The 19409-nt window shown below is 58.6% G+C and carries 12 protein-coding genes; 9 read left to right on the top strand and 3 right to left on the bottom strand.

Annotation, left to right across the window (positions count from 1 at the left end):
* Window positions 1–319: 319 nt before the first annotated feature.
* Entirely contained in the window at window positions 320–2161 is a 1842-nt protein-coding gene (gene glsA / locus EK23_RS11200) for a glutaminase A (protein WP_045225451.1), read from the top strand.
* Between the two features lie 14 nt (window positions 2162–2175).
* Here glsA and EK23_RS11195 read toward each other — a convergent pair whose 3' ends face one another.
* Both EK23_RS11195 and EK23_RS11190 read right to left on the bottom strand, forming a co-directional pair.
* Window positions 2176–4416: a CHASE2 domain-containing protein gene (locus EK23_RS11195; protein ID WP_045225450.1), complete on the bottom strand. Its 2241-nt coding sequence runs from the start codon at window positions 4414–4416 to the stop codon at window positions 2176–2178.
* Window positions 4417–4501: 85 nt separating this feature from the next.
* On the bottom strand, window positions 4502–5152 hold the full coding sequence (locus EK23_RS11190; RefSeq protein ID WP_045225449.1) for an HD domain-containing protein: 651 nt from the start codon (window positions 5150–5152) through the stop codon (window positions 4502–4504).
* A 620-nt stretch (window positions 5153–5772) separates the two neighbouring features.
* On the opposite strand from EK23_RS11190, the gene EK23_RS11185 reads away from it, so the two are divergent.
* The 7 genes from EK23_RS11185 (at window position 5773) to EK23_RS11160 (ending at window position 16862) form a co-directional block, all read left to right on the top strand.
* Window positions 5773–9057 (top strand): FecR domain-containing protein, encoded by a 3285-nt coding sequence (locus EK23_RS11185; RefSeq protein WP_052808118.1) that lies wholly within the window; start codon window positions 5773–5775, stop codon window positions 9055–9057.
* A 37-nt stretch (window positions 9058–9094) separates the two neighbouring features.
* Window positions 9095–9811 carry a helix-turn-helix transcriptional regulator gene (locus tag EK23_RS11180; RefSeq protein ID WP_045225448.1) on the top strand — a complete coding sequence of 239 codons (717 nt, stop codon included), beginning with the start codon at window positions 9095–9097 and terminating at the stop codon, window positions 9809–9811.
* 157 nt (window positions 9812–9968) lie between these two features.
* Window positions 9969–10958 carry a hypothetical protein gene (locus EK23_RS11175; RefSeq protein ID WP_045225447.1) on the top strand — a complete coding sequence of 330 codons (990 nt, stop codon included), beginning with the start codon at window positions 9969–9971 and terminating at the stop codon, window positions 10956–10958.
* 118 nt (window positions 10959–11076) lie between these two features.
* The gene (locus EK23_RS23295; RefSeq protein ID WP_145998635.1) at window positions 11077–12798 is read left to right on the top strand and encodes an L-type lectin family protein; all 1722 of its coding nucleotides are present in this window, start codon (window positions 11077–11079) and stop codon (window positions 12796–12798) included.
* A gap of 74 nt (window positions 12799–12872) precedes the next feature.
* The gene (locus EK23_RS11170) at window positions 12873–13364 is read left to right on the top strand and encodes a hypothetical protein (protein ID WP_045225446.1); all 492 of its coding nucleotides are present in this window, start codon (window positions 12873–12875) and stop codon (window positions 13362–13364) included.
* 495 nt (window positions 13365–13859) lie between these two features.
* On the top strand, window positions 13860–16418 hold the full coding sequence (locus EK23_RS11165) for a cyclic nucleotide-binding domain-containing protein (RefSeq protein ID WP_158002495.1): 2559 nt from the start codon (window positions 13860–13862) through the stop codon (window positions 16416–16418).
* 84 nt (window positions 16419–16502) lie between these two features.
* The gene (locus tag EK23_RS11160) at window positions 16503–16862 is read left to right on the top strand and encodes a cyclic nucleotide-binding domain-containing protein (protein WP_200892143.1); all 360 of its coding nucleotides are present in this window, start codon (window positions 16503–16505) and stop codon (window positions 16860–16862) included.
* Window positions 16863–16883: 21 nt separating this feature from the next.
* Here the strand turns inward: EK23_RS11160 and EK23_RS11155 are convergent, their stop codons facing one another.
* Window positions 16884–17405, bottom strand: coding sequence for a Crp/Fnr family transcriptional regulator (locus EK23_RS11155; RefSeq protein ID WP_045225444.1), 522 nt, complete (start codon window positions 17403–17405; stop codon window positions 16884–16886).
* A gap of 229 nt (window positions 17406–17634) precedes the next feature.
* On the opposite strand from EK23_RS11155, the gene EK23_RS11150 reads away from it, so the two are divergent.
* Entirely contained in the window at window positions 17635–19401 is a 1767-nt protein-coding gene (locus tag EK23_RS11150) for a ClcB-like voltage-gated chloride channel protein (RefSeq protein ID WP_082054122.1), read from the top strand.
* Window positions 19402–19409: the final 8 nt, after the last annotated feature.

Genomic DNA, 19409 nt, shown 5'->3' with positions numbered 1-19409 from the left:
GGCCCATCGCCGGGCGGCTTGAGGTGGGCTGCTGCGGCGACGCCGGATACGGTGTTCGGCCATGCGGATGCGATCGATGCCAGGCCACTGCGGTGTGTTTGCACCGAAATCATGCAAGCAGCCTTTATGCGGGCGCGGCCTGCCACCTTTCTGGGCATAGGGGGCGTAAGCTCAGTCACAGGGTCCCAGGGTTGGAAAGCGGTGAGGCCTGACGTTCCCTGAGGTAAGGCTCACTGCCACTATCGAACCAGGGTAGGATGGGGGCTGGCATGATCCCTGTTTAGGGATACGGAGACTTGAACGACTCCGAAGCTGCCCTATGCAAGCCAATTCACTGCAGGAATACCTCGAATCCGTCCACCGCGACTATGCGGGGCTGGATGGCGGCGAGGTTGCCAGTTACATCCCCGAACTGACCAAGGCCGACCCAGCCTGGTTCGGTATCGCCCTGATCACGGTGGACGGGCATGTCTACCAGGAGGGCGACTCCCGCCAGTCCTTCACCATCCAGTCCATATCCAAGGCCATCTCCTATGGCATTGCCCTGGAAGACAAGGGCGTGGAAGCGGTGCTGAAAAAGGTCGGCGTCGAACCCTCCGGGGAGGCATTCAATTCCATCAGTCTGGAGCCCGACACCGGCCGGCCACTGAACCCCATGATCAATGCGGGCGCCATCGCGACGGTCAGTCTCATTGCCGGTGACACCCCCGTCGCCAAGATGCAGCGCATGCTCAAGACCTACAAGGATTACCTGGGTCATCCGGTAATGGTGGACCAGGAGGTCTACCTCTCGGAGAAATCCACCGGTCATCGCAACCGCGCCATCGCCTATCTGCTGCACAACTCCAACATCATTGAAAAGGACACGGACGAGGTCCTGGACGCCTATTTCCAGCAGTGTTCCATCCTGGTCACCTGCCGCGACCTGGCGCTGATGGGGGCGACGCTGGCCAATGACGGGGTCAACCCCATCACCGGCGTGCGCGCGTTGCAGAGTTGCTACGTGCCCAAGGTCCTGAGCGTGATGAGCTCCTGCGGCATGTATGACTATTCCGGCGCCTGGATCTACGAAGGGGGCATGCCGGCCAAGAGCGGCGTGGGCGGCGGCATCGTGGCGGTGCTGCCGGGACAGTTCGGCCTGGCGGTGTTCTCTCCGCCCCTGGACGAGCGAGGCAACAGCGTGCGCGGCCTGGCCGTATGCAAACGGATCTCCTCGGATTTCGGCTTGCACATGCTCCACACCAACCGCACCTCGGCGCCGACGGTGTTCCACTCGATCTACGATGCCACCATGGTGCAGTCCAAGCGCACCCGCAATGTGGAACAGACCCGGTTGCTGGCGGAACTCGGCCACACGGTCTGCGTGCTGGAACTGAAGGGCGACTTGGTGTTCTCCTCGGCCGAGATCGTCATCGGCGAGTCCATGCGCCTGAGTGAGAAAGCGGACAAGTTGATCATCGATTTCACCCGGGTAGGAACGATCAACGGCGGTGCGCTCAACCTGCTCATCGATTTGGTCCGCTCCCAGTACGACCACGGCAAGACCGTGCTCTTCACCGGGATTGCCAACCAATATGTGGTCAAGAAGTCGGCCCGGGGAATCCTGAAGAATCTGGAGGAATTGCCGCTGCTCCGGTTCGATGACGTGGATCATGCCCTGGAGTGGTGCGAGGAGTGCCTGCTGGCCGGCCAGGGGGGTGTTGGCGAAGGCGAAGCGCCGCTGGCGACCCAGGCGTTCTGTGCGGGGTTCAGCGAGCCGGAATTGTCTGCCTTGGAGGTAATGCTGGAGCGGCGCCAATACGCGGCGGGGGACTATTTGTGCCGCGAGGGAGAGCCTGCCGATTGCCTATATTTCCTGCTGCAGGGCCAGGTCAGTGTCAGCGTGCCGCTGGGGCAGCGCAGGTCCGGGCGCATTTCGACCATATCAGCGGGGTCCGCATTCGGCGAAATGGCGATGCTGGATCAAGGCAAGCGTTCCGCCGACATCATCGCAGACACCGACGTGACCTGTTCCATCCTTGACTACACGCGTCTGGATCATTCGGCGATGCAGGATGACTCGGTCGCCCAGGTCCGCCTCAAGCTGGTCACCAACATCGCGCGAGGCCTGACCAAGAAGCTGCGCCAGGCCACCCTGGAGATCAAGTCGCTGCGCAACTGAAGGAGGATTCTGGGCTACTTCGAGTCCATAGCGACTACCCAGGGCGAAAGCTCGGGCGGCGCCTCCGCGAAGCGCCGGCAGCGCTCGAGATGGAAGCGGGCAGGGCCGTCGCCGGGATGGTCCGCGAGGAGTGCCTCGAAACGCGCCGCGGCTTCGTTCCACGCGCTCCGGCCGAGGTCCGCCATGGCTTGATCGAAGTCGGAAGCCAGTCGGCGCGTCTCAGGGCTCGCCGATGGCTCGCTGGCCATGATCTCCACGATGGGCAAGGGTTCCGACTTGCCTACGAAGATGAAATCTCCCAGATAGCGGGTGAGCAGGCCATCCACGCCTTCGGTAACCACGCGGCTGGCCAGCAGCTGCGTGCCCAGGTACTTGTTGAGGCCTTCGATGCGAGCTGCGGTGTTGGCGCTGTCGCCGACGATGCTGTAGACGAAATGGCCGCCGCCACCGGCGTGGCCCACATACACCGTGCCTTCCTCCAAACCGATGCGCAGTGACTGCGCCAGCAGTTCGTGACGCTGCTTGAAGGCCGCGATGGACTCGATGGCTTCCAGTCCCGCGGTCAGCGCCTTGCGCCGGGTGTCGGGATTGGGCTTTTCCGCGGTCCAGGCGCACATGACGCCGTCGGCGCGAAACTCGATGACGTCCACGCCCTGGCTCTTGAGCGGCTTGGACAGGCTTTCGAAGTAGTCATTGAGAAAACTCGCCAGCTCGCTGGGCGGCAGCTTCTCGGCAATGCTGGTGAAGCCCGCCATGTCCGAGGCGAAGCATACGCTGTAGGTCACCCGATTCAGGGCGCTGGAATCGAGGTTCTTCTCGGTGAAATCCCGGGCCAGCTGCTCCGGCAGATACAGGCTGATGGCCTTGGCCGCCCGGGTCTTCTTTCGCCGCTCCAGGAAGTAGTGGGTGAACAAGCCGATGAACAGCGCCAGGGGCAGTTGCACCAGGAACGGTGTGGCCATGGGCAGCCATAGATCGTGCTCGCCAAATGAATGCACGGCATAGGCCGCGTAGCCCGCAGCCGATGCCAGGAGCAGGGGCACCCCCAGGATTGCGGGCAACGCGCCGGCGGTAATTCCCGCCAAGGCCCCGAATCCGCCGACCACGGCGAGTTCCTCCGCGAGGTTCAGGGCTTGCACGTCACGGTGGGTCAGGAGGTTGGCAAAGGAGGTCGCGGCGATCTCCACGCCGCTCAGGTCGACGCCGTCCTCGTTGGTGAACACCGTGTAGAAGCGGTCGGGCTGCCCGGGATCGTAGAGATCGGAAAATCCGACGAAGGCGACCTTGCCCTTCAGGTCCGGCATCGGCGCGCTGCTTGCGTCGCCGCCCGCGATCACGTGGTAGGGGATGGTGGTGATGCTGCCCGGCGGCCCGTAGAAATTGAGAAAGCGATGATCCTCGCCGCCGTAGAGCGCGGCCAAAGCCTCCATCCGCTGAGCTTCTTCCGCCTCCAAGCCCGCTGTGCCACGGGAGAGCTCGCGTAGCTGCGCTTCAAGCTCCGGATGTTGAAGAATGGCCTTGCGTGTGTCATTCATGAAGCGCCGCAGTTCCGCGGCGCGGGCGCTTGCCGGCAACGGAGAGGGCAAGGCATTGGCGCCCGGGAGATTCTGCGTCCTGGCCAACTCCTGTAGCTTGGCATAGGCCGGCATGGTATGGATCTGCATGGCTACGGCGGGCATGGTGGCCGCGCCGCCGACGCTGGGCTTGAAGGCCCAGAATTCGTGCACCGCGACTTCAACCTTGGGCAGCGGGAAGGGGCCCAGGCCCTCGGCGCTGGAGGCGAGGGGCGCGATCGGCGTAATCAGTTGCTCGACCCATACCGATCCCTTGAGCTTGCCCGTCTTGTCGAGCAGTGGCTGGCGCTTGCCGGTCAGCTTTTCGGCGAGCACCACGCGGCCCGACGCCGCGATGACGGCGCCGAAGGCAATATCGTCTTCCGGCCGCTTGGGCTGTTGGAAGTCGAAGTCGAAGGCGATGGCGGACGTGCCCAGTTTCGTGAGGTTTTCAACCAGCCGCGCGTGGATGCTGCGAGGCCATTCCCTCGGTAGCCGGGACAGTCCGAGTTGCCCGCCGGTTTGATCGTCGATGGCAATGACGACCACTTCAGTCGGAGCCGCGATGGGCCCGCGCCATTTGAACAGCCACGACAGACCGACGCCCTGTTCAAACTCCAGTCCCACGGGCGTCAGGGCGAGCAGGGCGCCGGCGATGGACACCGTGAATCCCGTGAGAGTGCCGCGCAGCCAGGGCTTCATGCGTGTAGCACTCGCCGAAAGGGCATCGAAGTTGACGCCTCCAGTCCTGCGTGCCCGTGTTGGCTGAGCTTCCGCTCGACGCGTATCACAGTCGTCCCGTGGCCTTAATCTGCTGCAACAGCCGGCCGATATTCGCCCGAGCCGAGTGTTCGTATCGGTCGCGGAAATGCTCGGTCTGATAGAGGTGTGGTCGTCTGGTAAGGGCCTGGAGAAACCGGATGTTAGCTTGGAAATACTCGTTGTCCGGGATCATATCGAGCTCCCGGCGCACACGCTTAGAGTCTTCCAGGCAGTGTTCCCAAGGAATCCCAAATGGCGACAGGTCGATATCCACCATATACCGCTCGGCCTGTGTGGTGGGTGGATTCACGTGTTCCGTGATAAGAATGAGGCCTCTTACCTGATCTTCGAATGAAGCCGAGAACCGCCCCTGGCTGAGGAGGCTGAAATAGTCTGCACTTCTCACTTCATTGTCGCGAGCCCCTGGCACATAAACCGCATCGTGAAACCACAGCGCCATTTGCACCGCATTCGCACTCTCCATAAACGCTTGGGCCAAATCGAATTCGCGCAGGCAATGGGCAATATGACGAAACGAATGGTAATGCCGCCACGGTTCCGAATAACTCGCGACCAATTGCTCGTAGACCGGCTTCCAATCGGCAGTGCTGTCAGCCTGGGTCCACAGCGATGCGAAGCGAGGCCCGTACTCGGAGCTGCCTGGTTCAAGGTTCATTCAGGAGACTGCTCGTGGATGTGGTAATTGCAGAAGCAAGTCCGGGGCCAGGAATGGACGCCGACTTAAGTCCTTGTTTACTCGCGTGCCTGCCATCGCTAAAGCGTGGATGAAGAGTGGCATGAGATCCAGGGCCATACTTGCCCGTACCCTGGCCTGAGAATATCATGCTTTCCAATTAGGTGCGCCTTTCGAAAACACTGCAACAAGGTGGTGCAATAGTTTCTGGCACCGCTTTCAAGACACACGCGTTTTAGTATATAAATCAAACCGCATATTTTTTGGCGTATTTCATGCAGCAGTTTTGCACGAAAAACTTAGCAGATTTTCATGCCTAGGAGCGGTCTGGATCATCCGGAATAGGAAATTGTATGGAAATGTCCAATAAAAAGCCTGAGGGCCAATGAAATCGGATAAGATGAATGCCTAGGCGGCCTCCTGCCCGCGGCGGACGGTCGGTCTCGACAACCCAAATCTTGCTATTGCTGTGGGTTTTTGTTGCACCATTTGGAGGCGCCGAGGCTGCGGCCCCCTGTGCACAGGTGGCCGGGCGTTTCGTGTCTATCGAGGGGGCCGTCGAAGTTGCGCCCGGTGAAGCTGAAGATTGGCTCCCGGCCCACATGGAAACCGCTCTGTGCGAGGGCGCGTCCATTCGCGTGGGTGCCGATAGCCGCGCGGCGGTTGCCTTGATCAATGAAGCGGTGCTGCGGCTGGATCAGAACACGACGATGCGGCTGGTGGACGTCGCCGAACAGCCGGAGAAGCGCTCCTTCCTGGATCTGGTGAGTGGCGCCTTCAAGTCCTTCAGCCGCGCCCCGCGCACGCTCACGGTGCATACGCCGTATGTCAACGGAATGATCGAAGGGACGGAGTTCGCCATGCGCGTGGATGGTGACAAGACCCTGGTATCCGTTTACGAAGGCAAGGTGCGCACGGAGAACGGCAAAGGCCAATTGAGCCTGACCCGCGGTCAATCGGCGCTGGCGCAGTCCGGCAAAGCACCGCAACCCTATGTGCTGATCAACCCTCGCGACGCGGTGCAATGGACTCTGTATTACCCCCCCATTTTTGCGTCCATGAACGGCGCACCCGCCTCGGAACTTGATGCTGCGCCAGCCATTAAAGTCGCGTTCCGCCTGGCCTCCAAGGGCGATACGGCGGGCGCCTTATCGGCATTGAACGCTATCCCGGAATCGGGCCGCAACGCGGACTTTCACATCTTCCGTGCGGCCCTTCTGCTCGAAGTGGGCCAGGCCAACGCGGCCTTGGCCGATACCCAACTGGCCCTGCAGGAAAACCCCAAAGCGGGTTTGGCTTACTCGCTCAGGGCGATCGTCCGGATCGTGCGGAATGAACCGGACGCAGCCCTGGCGGAAGCGGAAAGAGGCGTGGCGTTGAGTCCCGGCGCGGCTTCGAGCATCGCGCTATCCTACGCGCAGCAGGCCCTGTTCAAAATCGAAGCAGCCCGTGACACCCTGCTGGCGGCAACCCGCGAGCAACCGGGGGACGCGCTTGCCTGGGCCCGGCTGGCTGAACTGTGGTTGATGCTGGGAGACAGGGGCAAGGCCCGTGAAGCGGCAGAGAAGGCGGAGTCCCTGGCGCCCAATCTGGCGCGGACCCAGATCGTGCTCGGTTTCGCGGCCCTGGCGGAATACCACGCGAAGAGCGCAAAAAAGGCGTTCGAGCGGGCGGTTTCATTGTCCTCGGATGATCCTATCGCGCGCCTCGGTCTCGGCTTGGCCAAGATCAGCGATGGCGACCTGGAACCGGGCCGCAGGGACCTGGAAGCCGCTGTGGCCTTGAACCCCTCGGATTCACTCTTGCGCGCCTATCTGGGCAAGGCCTACTTCGAGGAAAAGCGCTATCCGCTCGACAGCCAGCAGTATGGCATCGCCAAGGAACTGGACCCCAAGGATCCCACTGCTTACCTGTATGACGGTATCCTGAAGCAAACCGTCAACCGTCCGGTGGAAGCCTTGCACGACATACAGGCATCCATCGAGAAAAATGACAACCGGGCCGTGTATCGCGGACGTCTGCTACTGGATCAGGACCGCGCGGCGCGCGGCACCAGCGTGGCCCGTGTTTATAACGACCTGGGCTTTACCCAGTTGGGCATCAACGAGTCGGGAAAGTCGCTGGCACTCGATCCTTCATCTGACTCGGCACACCGGTTTCTATCCGATACCTACCGGGGCGTGCGCAGACGCGAAACCTCGCGCGTCAGCGAGTTGCTGCAAGCGCAGATGATGCAGGACGTGAACATCAATCCGGTGCAGCCGAGCTTCGGTGAAACCAACCTGAATATCATCACCCGGGGCGGCGCCACGGATGCCGGCTTCAATGAGTTCACTCCGCTGTTCGAGCGCAATACGGTCAGGCTCAATTCGACGGGGGTCTTCGGAAGCCAGGGCACGACCGGCGGCGAAGGCGTGGTGACAGGATTGTATGATCGCTATTCCATCAGCGCTGGTGCCTTTCACTATGACACCAACGGTTGGCGTCCGAATAACGACATTACTCACGATATCTACAACGTCTTTGCACAGGCCGCCATCACGCCTGAATTGAACGTCCAGGCGGAGTATCGGCACCGCGAATCGCAATTTGGCGATCTGGAGTTCAATTTCTCACCGGACAGTTACGAACGTAATGCACGCAACGAGCTAAAGCAGGATATGGCCCGAGTCGGCTTGCGCTTTTCACCGGCGCCTCATTCCGATTTCCTGCTTTCCTACATTCACGGTAATCGCGACGAAGGGCAAAACAACCCAACCGGCGGCTCTCTGTTTAAAGCGCTCTCCAACGAAGATGCAGATCAGGGGGATGCGCAATATATTTTCAAGCACGAATATTTCAACGTCATTACGGGATTCAGTTATACGCATGTAGGGCAGAAGCTGGGTGTTGGTATCGATATTCCTGCAATATTTAACCAGGCCGATGCGGACCGGTCCGAGGCTAACGACTATCGTGGCTACATATACTCCAACATCAAATGGCCACAAACCGTAACTTGGACGGTCGGGATGGGCGTTGTCAGTTTCGATGAAACAACCCGGCGTTCAACCAATCTGAGCTTCCCTCCCGCCCCAGCTAGTACAAGCGATACGAGCTTCACCAATACCCTGCGTAAGGTGAATCCGAAATTGGGCGTGCAGTGGGATATTACCGAGCAGATTCGCTTGCGAGGCTTTTACTTCCAGACGGTCAAGCAGCCTTTGGCGGCGAACCGCACCTTGGAGCCCACTCAAATAGCTGGATTCAATCAGTTTTACGACAATGCCAACGCTACGCCATCAACTAGATACGGCGCGGGCCTGAATTGGCAGATTGTCCATGACTTGGCCTTGGGAGCAGAAGCGACTTGGCGAGAGATCCAAGAGCCGTCCATAGACACCACCCCCAGATGGGTGAGCGAACCTGCCCGCGAAATGCTTCATCAATTCTATTTGTACTGGACTCCGCTCGATGAATTGTCTGTTCGAACAGCGTTTGTTTACGACGAATATGAAAAAGAGTCCGATACTTTGTCGATTCAGACAAATACGACGCAGCCTCTTAAAGTCGAAACGTTTAGTGTGCCTTTGAGCGCCACATTTTTTCACCCGTCAGGTTTCTTTTCTACAGCGGGGGTGACATTTGTAAGTCAAAACGTAGTTAAAATCGTGACGCCAGAATTTCCGGACCTTCCCCAAGGGCACGATAATTTTGCGGTGGTGGATGTGGGCATTGGGTATCGCATGCCGAAGCGATACGGAATCGTCAGTTTTTCAGTGCAAAATCTGTTTGACGAGCATTTCAATTATCAGGATGACAGCTATCGGGAGTTCAGCAACGAGCCTTCCACCGGCCCGTATTTCCCGACGCGAACGATGATGGGTCGAGTGACCCTGAACTTTTGATGCGTAGGTCCATGGCACTGATCACCGAGCCGTGCTGATGTCTGCTTCAGCCCACGACTTACCAGAGCCAGACTCAGGGGACAATGAGGCGACTTGGCCTTCTGCGGAGGGTGGCGATCGTCGCAAGCGGCGGTTTCGCCGCAGCATCGACCAAGTGATGCAACAAGCTGAGGCTTTCGTAGCGTCGCTCGAAGCGGTGGGCGACGGGGTTATTCTGCTTGATAGTCAATCCAAGGTCGTGTTTGCGTCAAACAGTGTCAGCACAATTTTGAGGGAACAAGGACATTACCTTTCCATCGAAGAGGACTATCTTCGGTTTTCCGAACCCTCAGTGGCAAAAAAATTTGCAGAATTGCTGGCGAGCATCGAGCGTGAAAAGCCGTTGCTGTCTCACGGTGGCGCGTTCGTGGTGGAACGACGGGCGCCACTCCCTCCCTTGTTGCTGACGGTGCTGCCACTTTCTCGACAGACGCCGGAAGACACATTAATTGCGCGGACAATGTTGATTCTTCGCGATCTCTCGCGAATCCCGGTTCCACAGTGGCAGGTCTTTGCTCAGCATTTCAAGTTGTCGGGCGCTGAGACTCGCTTGTGCCTGGCATTGGCGGATGGATTGTCTTTGTCAGACTACAGCAAGAAATTCCACCTAAGCCTCCACACATCGCGGACACATATCAAGAGTGTGTTCCTCAAGACGGAAACGCGGCGACAGGCTGATTTGCTGCGATTGATCTTTGCATTTACTCGCTTGTAGTCGGAACAATCGGGTTGGTCGGGATAAGAAAAATCACTCATTTGAGGGATTGGGCAGAGACGTGGTTTTGTGTAACGTCCGACAGCATGACGGCAACCGCGTTCGAAGTTTCCGGATCGCCCTTAAGTACAGAAGAAAGTTTCAAGAGGAATCGAGAATGAAGCAGCAACTCATCAGTCAACAGGGTGCAGCACGATCGCCCACTCCGGCACCCCATCGTCGTCTTTTGCAGAGCCATCCCCTGTCGTTGATGAAGGCTGCCTTTGCGCTGGTTCTTTTTGGTGTAGGCGGCCAAGCGCATTCTCTGAGCGGCTATGTGGGTGCACCTGGACTCAACTCCGGCCAGCCTTTGACGGTCGTAATCCTGCCGGTAGATCAGGCGCAAACGCCACAAACCGGCGTTTCACTGGTCGCATTTCCCGGTGAAACCGCCGTGACGAAAATGAAGTTCTATTGTGACCAGCGATTCGATGCTGCCGACACGGCACTTGCCTGCGCGCAACAACCCAACGATCAGTTGGCAGTTCAAGTTCCGTCCGGACCCGGAATCATCGTGGAGGGGGATGAATTAAACACGCAGGTTCCGTTTATGACAGCGGGGGCTGTGACGACTTTTTCCACGCAAGTACAAGTGGGAACCGAAACGGTGAGCGTCCGCGGGAGCCTGATCTGTGAAACGGGGGGCGATGGGTCTGGCAACAATTTCTGCGTGAAAATCATTGACGCGCCTCCTCCATCGGTTCCTTCCATTCCGGCACCTGGTTCCGGGCCGGCCATTACAACGACCACTACAAGTGGCGTGTTGAGCTTGCCCAAATTCATTATCGACAACAATTCGGCTGAGTGCGGCGAAGACTTGTTGAAGATGCAGGCGTTTTCCGGCCCATCGGCAGAGGTGGACTGGACCTCGAATCGGCTACCGGGCGATCCAAACAACCTGAACGACTTGGTACACAAGCAGCTTCGCATCAATATCTGTACGCCAAGTACGGTTGAATTTGTGGCGTCCCCAAGTATTGCATCGCCGCTTGCCAATGTGTCCGAGATCAAGCAGGTAGCCAGGAGCATGGCCTTCACGCCGCTGAAATGTACGTATTCAGGAAAGACTTATACGTATGCGACGCCCCCCGTTTATAAGTGTCCCTGAACCGTACGTACCGGTATCGACCAAAAGACAGAAGCAGCCGAAGAACTTGAAGGTATAAATCATGGCTAAAGCATCACACCACTCCATTTCTTTGGCGCCTGCAGGTCGGGTCGCGATCATGGCCTCCCTGGTCGCGGGAAGCATGCTCATGGCGGAATCGGCCCCTCTGCAGGCAGTTCCTTTGGCGAATCATGTCTTCGGCGAATGTCAGTTGAGCTCCGCCAGCGTGAGCGGGCTTGTCGCGGATATCACAAATTCCGCACTCGCTTCCCCGCAAGTCGATTACATCGTGGTTTACACGCGCGATAAGCCAAACCACGGGCAGCAATTGACTGAAACGCCGACATATACCGGTCCCGTTGTATGTATCAACGGAACGGAGCCAAGTGGCGGATTGCTTACAACCCTTGAGCCTACCACTTTGAACACGGCTGTCGGTTACACCGTCCTTCCATCCCCAGCACCCATACCAGTGACGGTGAAGGCAACCGAACAATCCACGGTGTTACAACATGTCCCAGCTGGCGCCACAAACTTGGACAATGCCCAAAATCGGTTTTGCCACACAGCGGCGAACCGGACCGATTGTTTTCGGATTGCTCCGGGACCAGCGCCTTCGCCGTTTCCCATCCTCGCCGCACCAGCCCCAGACAGGACGTGGGGTGGTTGCCGCCTCAGCGTAGCGACCGTCGAAAGTCTGAAAACTGACCTGGGTGCGGGAGGGATTCCCATCGCCACAGCGGAAGCTGATTATCTTGTGGTTTATACCCGCGCCAATCCGAATGATGGTCAGCTCCTGAGTGGTGACCCACCGAGCTATTCCGGGCCTGTCCTGTGTAGCAATCCGGCTGCCGTTTCGATAGACCAGGTGCTGGATAACACATTGGTACCTCCCTCGGTAGATATTAAAGGCTTAAACCACGCAACCTATTTGCAATATGTTGCCTCGGGAGAAGGGGCGAATACGGAGAAAAAGATCTGCCATTCGGCGATACCGAATGTGGATTGCTTTTTGGTGAAAAGTACGCCAGCACCAACGCCGACTCCGACTCCAACAACCGCCGTGCAAAACTTCGAGACGGAGGGAGAGGGATTAGCGTATGCCTTGAATAGCCCGCCGACATACACCCCGTCAGATTTTGTAGTTATTCCCGCTACAGTAAAACCGGCCGACACTGGGTCCGACGGTAAATTTCTTCGCTTAACCACAACTGACTTCAATCAGCTCAATATGATTGGCTTTGAGCCAACCAATTCGGTGGGTTTCCGCAAACTCGTCGTGGATTTTGATTTCCGAATGAAAGCTGAGCCCTTGCCTTATAGAGAAACGCGTGCCGACGGAATTGGGTTTGCTTTTTTGAATACGACCAGTAATCCTTCTAATCCTTTAACTCCTCTTGCGTCGCCAGTATCTATCTACGAAGATGCAAGTACTTCCTTTTTTGTTGGCGGAATGCCAGCATACGCGAAAGATTCGTTCCAGATAGGCTTTGATACGTACAATAATGGGGAGGGGGATCACAATGACAATAATCATATCTCCCTTTACTATAGCGGTGTAGAGACGAAATTTTTTGTATTGAATAGTGCGACATTTGATCTAGCAAATGGGAAATTCAATCATGCACACATTGAAGTCGTCCCCGTAACAGGCGGCGGGTGCAACGTAACTCTGATAGTTACGCCGAGTGGAGAAGGTGCGTCCCCCATTACAGTCTTCGATAGCGAGTACATAATGGATATGAATCCCTACAATGGACGCGCCGTTTTTGGCGGTCGTACGGGTGCATCAAGGGAAACACATGATATCGATAATTTCGCGATAACTATCACAGAATGACGTGATGGATTGATTTGACTTATGAATGCGAATGGCAAACACATAACGATCTAGGTTTTGAAGGGTGTAATTTCATGAATAGGAAAGGTTTGGTTTTAACCCTGGCACTGGCTCCGGTGTTCATCTTGGGAGTCGATTCCGCGGTGTTTGCCGGCGCGGTGAGCGGTTTCGATTGTGTCGTGGATTTGCCAGACAAGCTGGTGACCAAGAATCCAACTGGTTTGGGATCTGATACGGTTGATAAGACCTCAAAAATCACCAGTACTTCGACAATGAGCTGCGATACGTTAGGGGAGATAGATATTACGTGTAAGGTTCCTTTGACCGCTGACGAAATTAAGAAGATGGGGGGGGTTTCAAAGACGATATATACCTATAATGGAATTACCAAGTGCACTGTGGACCGTTCGATATGTGCCAATGGGCCTGCGAAATTAAAGACGACCAAAAATTCCCAGTTAGTCATCAGGCAAACGGACGACTTTACTGCCAAAACGGCTAGTCTCGACAAAAAGTGGGTCGCAAAGGTGTCCTGCGAAGCTCATAATAATGACAAACCGGAATAGGCGTGCCTTTCGCGGTGTCAGTATGCGTGGTGTCGGCAAGCGCCATATCTGAATGCGGCTGGAAAATTACTGCCAGTAACCGGTGTTGCTGCCATTGAAGACATCGTCTGGATTTCGGAAGAAGGTTCAGCGAGTTGGATGAGGCAGCAGCGACCTGCATGTGGCGTTTCGCATATAGACGGTATGCTGCTTCATTGCATGAGCGAATGAATTTTTGGCCATTTGCGAACTTTTCTTCCCAATCGTTGTTCATGCCAATAAAATCATTTCCAAGAAGAAAGCCGACCGACGCGAGGTCGGCGGTGCCAAGCTGAAATCGTTCGTAGGCCGATTTGGCCCGAGTGGGGCATAGATCCCCCTCGCGCGGACGATCACAAGAATAAGAATTGGCGGTACACGGGGGAAGTGATGTATCAAGCGTGTGATGAAAGTGGCTGCACACGGGGGCGTTTCGGCTTTTCACATAGACCGATATGGTCCCTCGGTCTTTGGGTAGTGACCTTCCTTCCGTATTCTGCCCAAGCTCACGAACGCTGGATCCTTACTCCGGAGCAGATTCTGGAGTGGAATGCCAAGCCCATGCCGGGGCTTTATTCCGAGATTTCCTGGCTCAACTTCTCCATGATCGCGGGCTTCCTGCTGTTCACCGTGGGGTGGATACGGCTTGGGTTCACCGGCGCCCGCGAACTGTTTCCCGATTTGCAGGCACGCCTGGGTTCCTACGGCGATCTGGTCGCACCCATCCTGCGTTTCTGCCTCGCCTGGGCGCTGATATCCTCGACCTTCGGCCTTGAGCCCCGATATGGTGTGGCGCCATTCGCCTCGCCCACGCTGTTCGCACCCGATCTGGAATTGAGCCTGCTTGGGCCTGGGTGGGGCTGGCTGCGCTGGGTGCAGTTCCTGCTGGGGTTGGGCTTCCTGTTTGGCGTCTATGTCCGCATCCTTGCGGGGGCGCTGATCCTGTTGGCTCTGCTGGCAACTCTTCTCTTCGGCGCGCCGATACTGGCCTACGCGGGTGCCCTGCTTGGCGTGGCCATCTACCTGGTGATGCAAGGGCCAGGCAGTTTCTATGTGCCCATGCCCACCGAGCCGCGCCTCCGTCCCCTGCAGGCGTGGCTGGAGACGCAGCCGCGCTCGCGGGCGCAGGCCATCATGCGCGTGCTAACGGGCGTCACCATTTTCTATCTGGGTTTCAATTTCAAGGTGCTGCAGCCGAATCTGGCCATCGGCATCATCACCCTGTACGACGTGCCGCTGATGTCTTCGGCGCCGGAGACCTTCACCCTGCTCATGACCCTGGTGGAAGTGACGGCCGGCATCCTGATCGTGGCGGGCATACTTCTTCGGCCCCTGTCCCTGTTCTTCTTGTTCGCGTTTCTCACCTTTGCACTGCTGCTGCCGGAAAGCCTGATGGCGCACGTGCTTTTCTATGGTGTGATGCTTTCCTTCCTATTCAACAGCGCGGGGTACTGGCATATGCCGGAGGCTACTGACAAAGCGGCTAACATCGTCATCGTCGGCGGGACCGTCGCGGCGATCCACGCCGCCATGAAAATCGAGAAGCTGGTGGGCCAGTTCACCAACGTGAAACTTACCCTGATTCATGACCAGCCTAATATGCTGTTCCATCCGTTGCTGCCGGAAGTGATCGGCGGCACCATGCAGCCGGGCAATGCGGTGAATCCGATCCGGCGGGTCTTGCCCCAGACCCGAGTTATCCTGGGAGAACTGCTTCACATCGACAGCGAGGGCCGACGGGTGGATATCCGCCGCAGCGACGACAAGCCCATGACGCTGCCCTATGACGAACTGGTGTTGGCCTCGTTTCCGCAGCCGAATTTCATCGGCATCTCGGGGCTGATGGCCCACTCCAGTCCGATCAATTCGGTGGGCGACGCTCTGCACATCCGCAAAAGGGTCATGGATCTGGTCGAGCGGGCGGAATTTGAGGAAAATCCGGCGGAGCGCCAGCGCCTGCTCGCCTTTGCGGTGATTGGCTCGGGCCAGCGGCCTTACGCCACCGCGGTGGAGATTTCCGAGATGCTCAACACCGCGAAAACCTCATATCCGGTCTTGCGTGAGCATGGCTGGCAGGTCCATCTGTTCGAAGGCACGCAGCCGCCATTCTCCAGCTTCGAGGAGGAAATACGCCCGCGCTGCGACCGTGAACTGCAGGCGGCTGGCGTTCTGGTGCATCGCGAAAGCGAAGTCACGGCGGTGACCGCCACCGAACTGGTTTTGGCCAATGGGACGCGGCAACCGGTCGGGCTGGTGGTCAATGCCCGCTTCGACTACGCCAGCGTGCCCATCGACGAGCAGAGCTACCGGGCACCGCTGGCTGTGACGCCGGAGCTGAAGTTCTTGGAGCGCGAGCATATCTGGGCGACAACTTTGAAAGCCCAGGCGGGAGAAAGGCCGTTTCTCACTACCTCCGACTGGGTCAGCCTTGGCCGGACGGCGGGACAGAACGCCTGGGCAAGCTCCCAGGGCTACGCGACCCAGCCGTTCCGCGCGCACAAACGCTGGCTCAAGCCCTATAACATGGGACGTCACTCCATCTGCAAGCTCGGGCCTTGGCTCATTGGCGGGGGCCCCGCTTGGGTGATTTCCCGTGTGACCAACCTGATGGCGCTGCCCGGCCTGGAGCGTAATCTGCGCATCCTGGTCGACTGGTTCCTGGACATTCCCTTCCGCGCCGACATCGCGGTCCTGGCGCCCGATGCCACGGAACGCCTACAACGTTGTCATTACGAGCCGGGTGACGAAGTCATCCGCCAGGGCGATACCGGGGATACGGCCTATGTGATCGAAGTCGGGCGGGTCGAGGTGGTCACCGACGGGCGCAAGGTCACCGAGTATGGGCCAGGCGATTTCTTTGGCGAGTTGGCCCTGGTGTCCGACACCCTCCGAACGGCGACGGTGCGCTGCCTGACCCCTTGCGAATTGACAGTCCTGAGCCGGGATGACTTCCATACCCTGACGGTCGGCTCCGGCACCCTGGCCAACGCCATACGCAAACAGATCGACGAGCGCTTGCAGGCGATCCGGGTCTGATCAGGGTAACCGCGGGATTGTCACCGCTTTGTCACATGGCGGGGATAGCATGGCTCAATTTAAGCAGTTTGCGGAGTTCTGCCGGTGTCCACGACCATCAACATGTTTCGCAATTCCACGGAGGCGGTTGCCTTCGCCGCCGGTGAAACCATCTTCACTGAAGGGGATACGTCAAACGGCTTGATGTATGTGCTGGTCGAAGGCGAGGTTGAAATCCTCGTGCGCGGAAAGCTCATCGATACCATCGGCCCCGGTGCCAGTTTGGGTGAGATCAGTCTGGTGGATCGCGGACCACGCACCGCGACGGCTGTCGCACGCGTCGGGAGCAAACTCGAACCCATCGATGGCAAGCGCTTTCAATTTCTTGTCCAGCAAACACCGTTCTTTGCCCTGCAGATTATGGAGACCCTGGTGCAACGCCTGCGCCAGCAGCGCGGAGCGTAAGGTTTCCCCGCGCGGATTGACTCAGGCGGGGTCGGAGTTCAGGTGATCCTGATACCCGTGGGCTTGCAATCCCCAGGCAAGGAAGTTGAGGGCCTGGGCGTTGGTCTTTCGCATGCGCGCGACCAGGCTGGCTGACAGTTCCTTCAGGACCTGATAACCGATCGCCGGATTGGCATCCATGTAATCCCAAAGTAACTGGCAGTCGACGGCTGCCAGCTCGGTTTCGCTGACGGCGACGACCGTGGCGGCGTGGGGTTTTTTGTCCAGGAGGGCGAACTCGCCGAACATTTCCCCCGGGCCGACATCGCGGATGCCCGGTTTCACCCGGTACTCATTGGCCAGCGCGACGCTGCCTAGAATCCGTAGCTCGCCGGAAAGTACCAGGTAGACCTTGGAGGAATAGCCTCCCTCCGTAATGACCGTCGCATTGGGCGCATACCGCTCCCGCTGCCAGCAGGTTCCTTCGGGGAAGTCGTGGCGCTCCAGCAAGGCCGCGAGGGCTGGGTAGGCAGGGTTCTGTATCTCACCAAGCGTTTGCGGCATGGGTGTGTCCTTGGTCGGTGGGGCCTACGCGTGATGATATCCGAAGTGCCCGGCTGAAGAAATTCCAAGTGATGCGGTCCGTTTCTCTGTGTTGTTCCGGGAAGTTCGAGGCGACGCCGTTTGATGGGCGACGTGAGAGCCGTTTTCCAGCTCCGGGCGTAAAGGCTTGCAATGCGGGGGGGCTTCAAGGGAGCATACGGATACTTGTCTCAGTCCCCAAGACGACCCGATGCCAGCCAAGCCCAACCCACGACGCGCACATGGTCTCCTTGAGCGCTTCCGCGTAGGCATCAAATCAGCAGCGTACAAGCTGGCATGGCGAATTCGGCTGCGGCTGAGCGCAGCGGCTGGGCGGACGGGGGCAGGGCACAGCGGCATGCTGTTATGGGCCATCCTGATCGGCATCCTAGGCGGTCTGGGTTCGGCGGCCTTCCGCGCGGTCAATTTGCAACTGACCTGGCTGTTCACTGGCCAAAGCCGCGACATCGTCATGATCGCCGAGAGCCTGTCGCCGATCGAGCGGGTCTGGATTCCGACAATCGGCGGCGCACTGGCTGGCTTCGCACTGATGCTGGGAGCGCGCCTGCTTCCTGGGCAGCGCCCATTGGAGTACCTGGAAGCCATCCGTCTCGGTGATGGTGTCATGCGTGTTCGCGCGACCCTGCTACCCCTGTTGTCATCGCTGCTATCCGTCAGTGCCGGGGCTTCCATCGGGCGCGAGGGTGGCATGGTTCAGCTATCCGCCATGCTGGGTTCGGTGCTGGGGCGCTGCCTCTCCGTTTCGCAGCCCAAGCTGAAGCTGATGGTCGCCTGCGGTGGCGCCGCTGGCCTGGCCTCCGGCTTCAACACGCCCTTGGCGGGGGCCTTGTTCATCGCCGAGGTGGTCTTGCAGTCAATCGCCATCGAGGCGCTGGGTCCGCTCATCGTTTCGGCTATCACCGCCACCCTGGTCATACGCCATTGGATCGGCATCCAGCCTATCTTTGCTTCCGCGGTATTGAACGCGCCGGTAACGATCGATCTTCCCCGGGTATTCGAGCTGGGTCTGGTGGCCGGCCTGGCCGCACCCGTATTCCTGCTTTCGCTGGAGCTCTCGCGCAGCGTCTTCCGACGGCTGCGGTTCTCCCTGCCCACCAGCCTCGCCCTAGGGGGCTTGATGGTCGGCCTGATCTCTCTGGTGCGGCCGGAGGTGTGGGGCAACGGGCATGGTGTCGTGGAAGCCTTGTTCCGAGAACCAGCGACCTTTGATTTCGTCCTGAGCATCCTGCTCATGAAGTTCCTGGCGACGGTCATTGCGTCCGGTTCGGGGGCGGTGGGCGGTGTGTTCACGCCGACCTTGCTGATTGGCGCGGCGTTGGGCTGGCTTTTCGAGAGCCTTTTCCCGGCGACTGGAGTTCACTCGACCGGTGTGCTGGTCACCTATGCGGCGTTGGGTGCGGGCGCTTTTCTCGCGGCGACGACCCATGCCCCGGTTCTGGCTATTCTGATGGTCTTTGAAATGACCCTGGATGCCAATCTCCTGTTCCCGCTGATCATCGCATGCCTGACTTCGCGCTATCTTTCGGCCGCTCTTCGCAGCAAGTCGATCTATGCAGAGAGTCTCGGCCCGCACCGGCCGCTGCTACCCATGTATTTGGCCCATGTCTCGGATCTCATGACCAAGCCCAAAGCGGTTATGGACCTGTCAACGTCACTGGATGAATTGCGAGCCGCGTTCTGCACGACGACCGCCAGCCGCATCTGGATCACCGACCGTCACGGACTTCTGCTGGGGGCCATAGCGCCGGCTGCGATCACCCAAGGACATTGGGAATCTGAAGCGCTGGCTCAGAGCCTGATGCAGCCCCAACCACCCAGCATTCAGCCCATGCAACCGCTGGGGGAAGCCCTGCGGCTGCTCATCGAGTCGGGTAGCGAGGAACTGCCGGTAGTGGATGGACGCGGCAGGCTGATCGGGGAAGTCAGCCGCAGCGATGTGCTGCTCAGTTTGACCTGAGATGGGGG

The organism is Methyloterricola oryzae (assembly GCF_000934725.1).
Lineage (GTDB): Bacteria > Pseudomonadota > Gammaproteobacteria > Methylococcales > Methylococcaceae > Methyloterricola > Methyloterricola oryzae.
This window is presented reverse-complemented; position numbering and strand designations above follow the sequence as displayed.

Bases quoted from the DNA above. Each gene is read 5' to 3' on its own strand.
- EK23_RS11185 (WP_052808118.1), top strand. From the start codon at position 5,773: ATGGAAACCGCTCTGTGCGAGGGCGCGTCCATTCGCGTGGGTGCCGAT.
- EK23_RS11150 (WP_082054122.1), top strand. From the start codon at position 17,635: ATGCCAGCCAAGCCCAACCCACGACGCGCACATGGTCTCCTTGAGCGC.
- EK23_RS11190 (WP_045225449.1), bottom strand. From the start codon at position 5,152: ATGAACCTTGAACCAGGCAGCTCCGAGTACGGGCCTCGCTTCGCATCG.
- EK23_RS11155 (WP_045225444.1), bottom strand. From the start codon at position 17,405: ATGCCGCAAACGCTTGGTGAGATACAGAACCCTGCCTACCCAGCCCTC.
- glsA (WP_045225451.1), top strand. From the start codon at position 320: ATGCAAGCCAATTCACTGCAGGAATACCTCGAATCCGTCCACCGCGAC.
- EK23_RS11195 (WP_045225450.1), bottom strand. From the start codon at position 4,416: ATGAAGCCCTGGCTGCGCGGCACTCTCACGGGATTCACGGTGTCCATC.
- EK23_RS11175 (WP_045225447.1), top strand. From the start codon at position 9,969: ATGAAGCAGCAACTCATCAGTCAACAGGGTGCAGCACGATCGCCCACT.
- EK23_RS11170 (WP_045225446.1), top strand. From the start codon at position 12,873: ATGAATAGGAAAGGTTTGGTTTTAACCCTGGCACTGGCTCCGGTGTTC.
- EK23_RS11180 (WP_045225448.1), top strand. From the start codon at position 9,095: ATGTCTGCTTCAGCCCACGACTTACCAGAGCCAGACTCAGGGGACAAT.
- EK23_RS23295 (WP_145998635.1), top strand. From the start codon at position 11,077: ATGGCCTCCCTGGTCGCGGGAAGCATGCTCATGGCGGAATCGGCCCCT.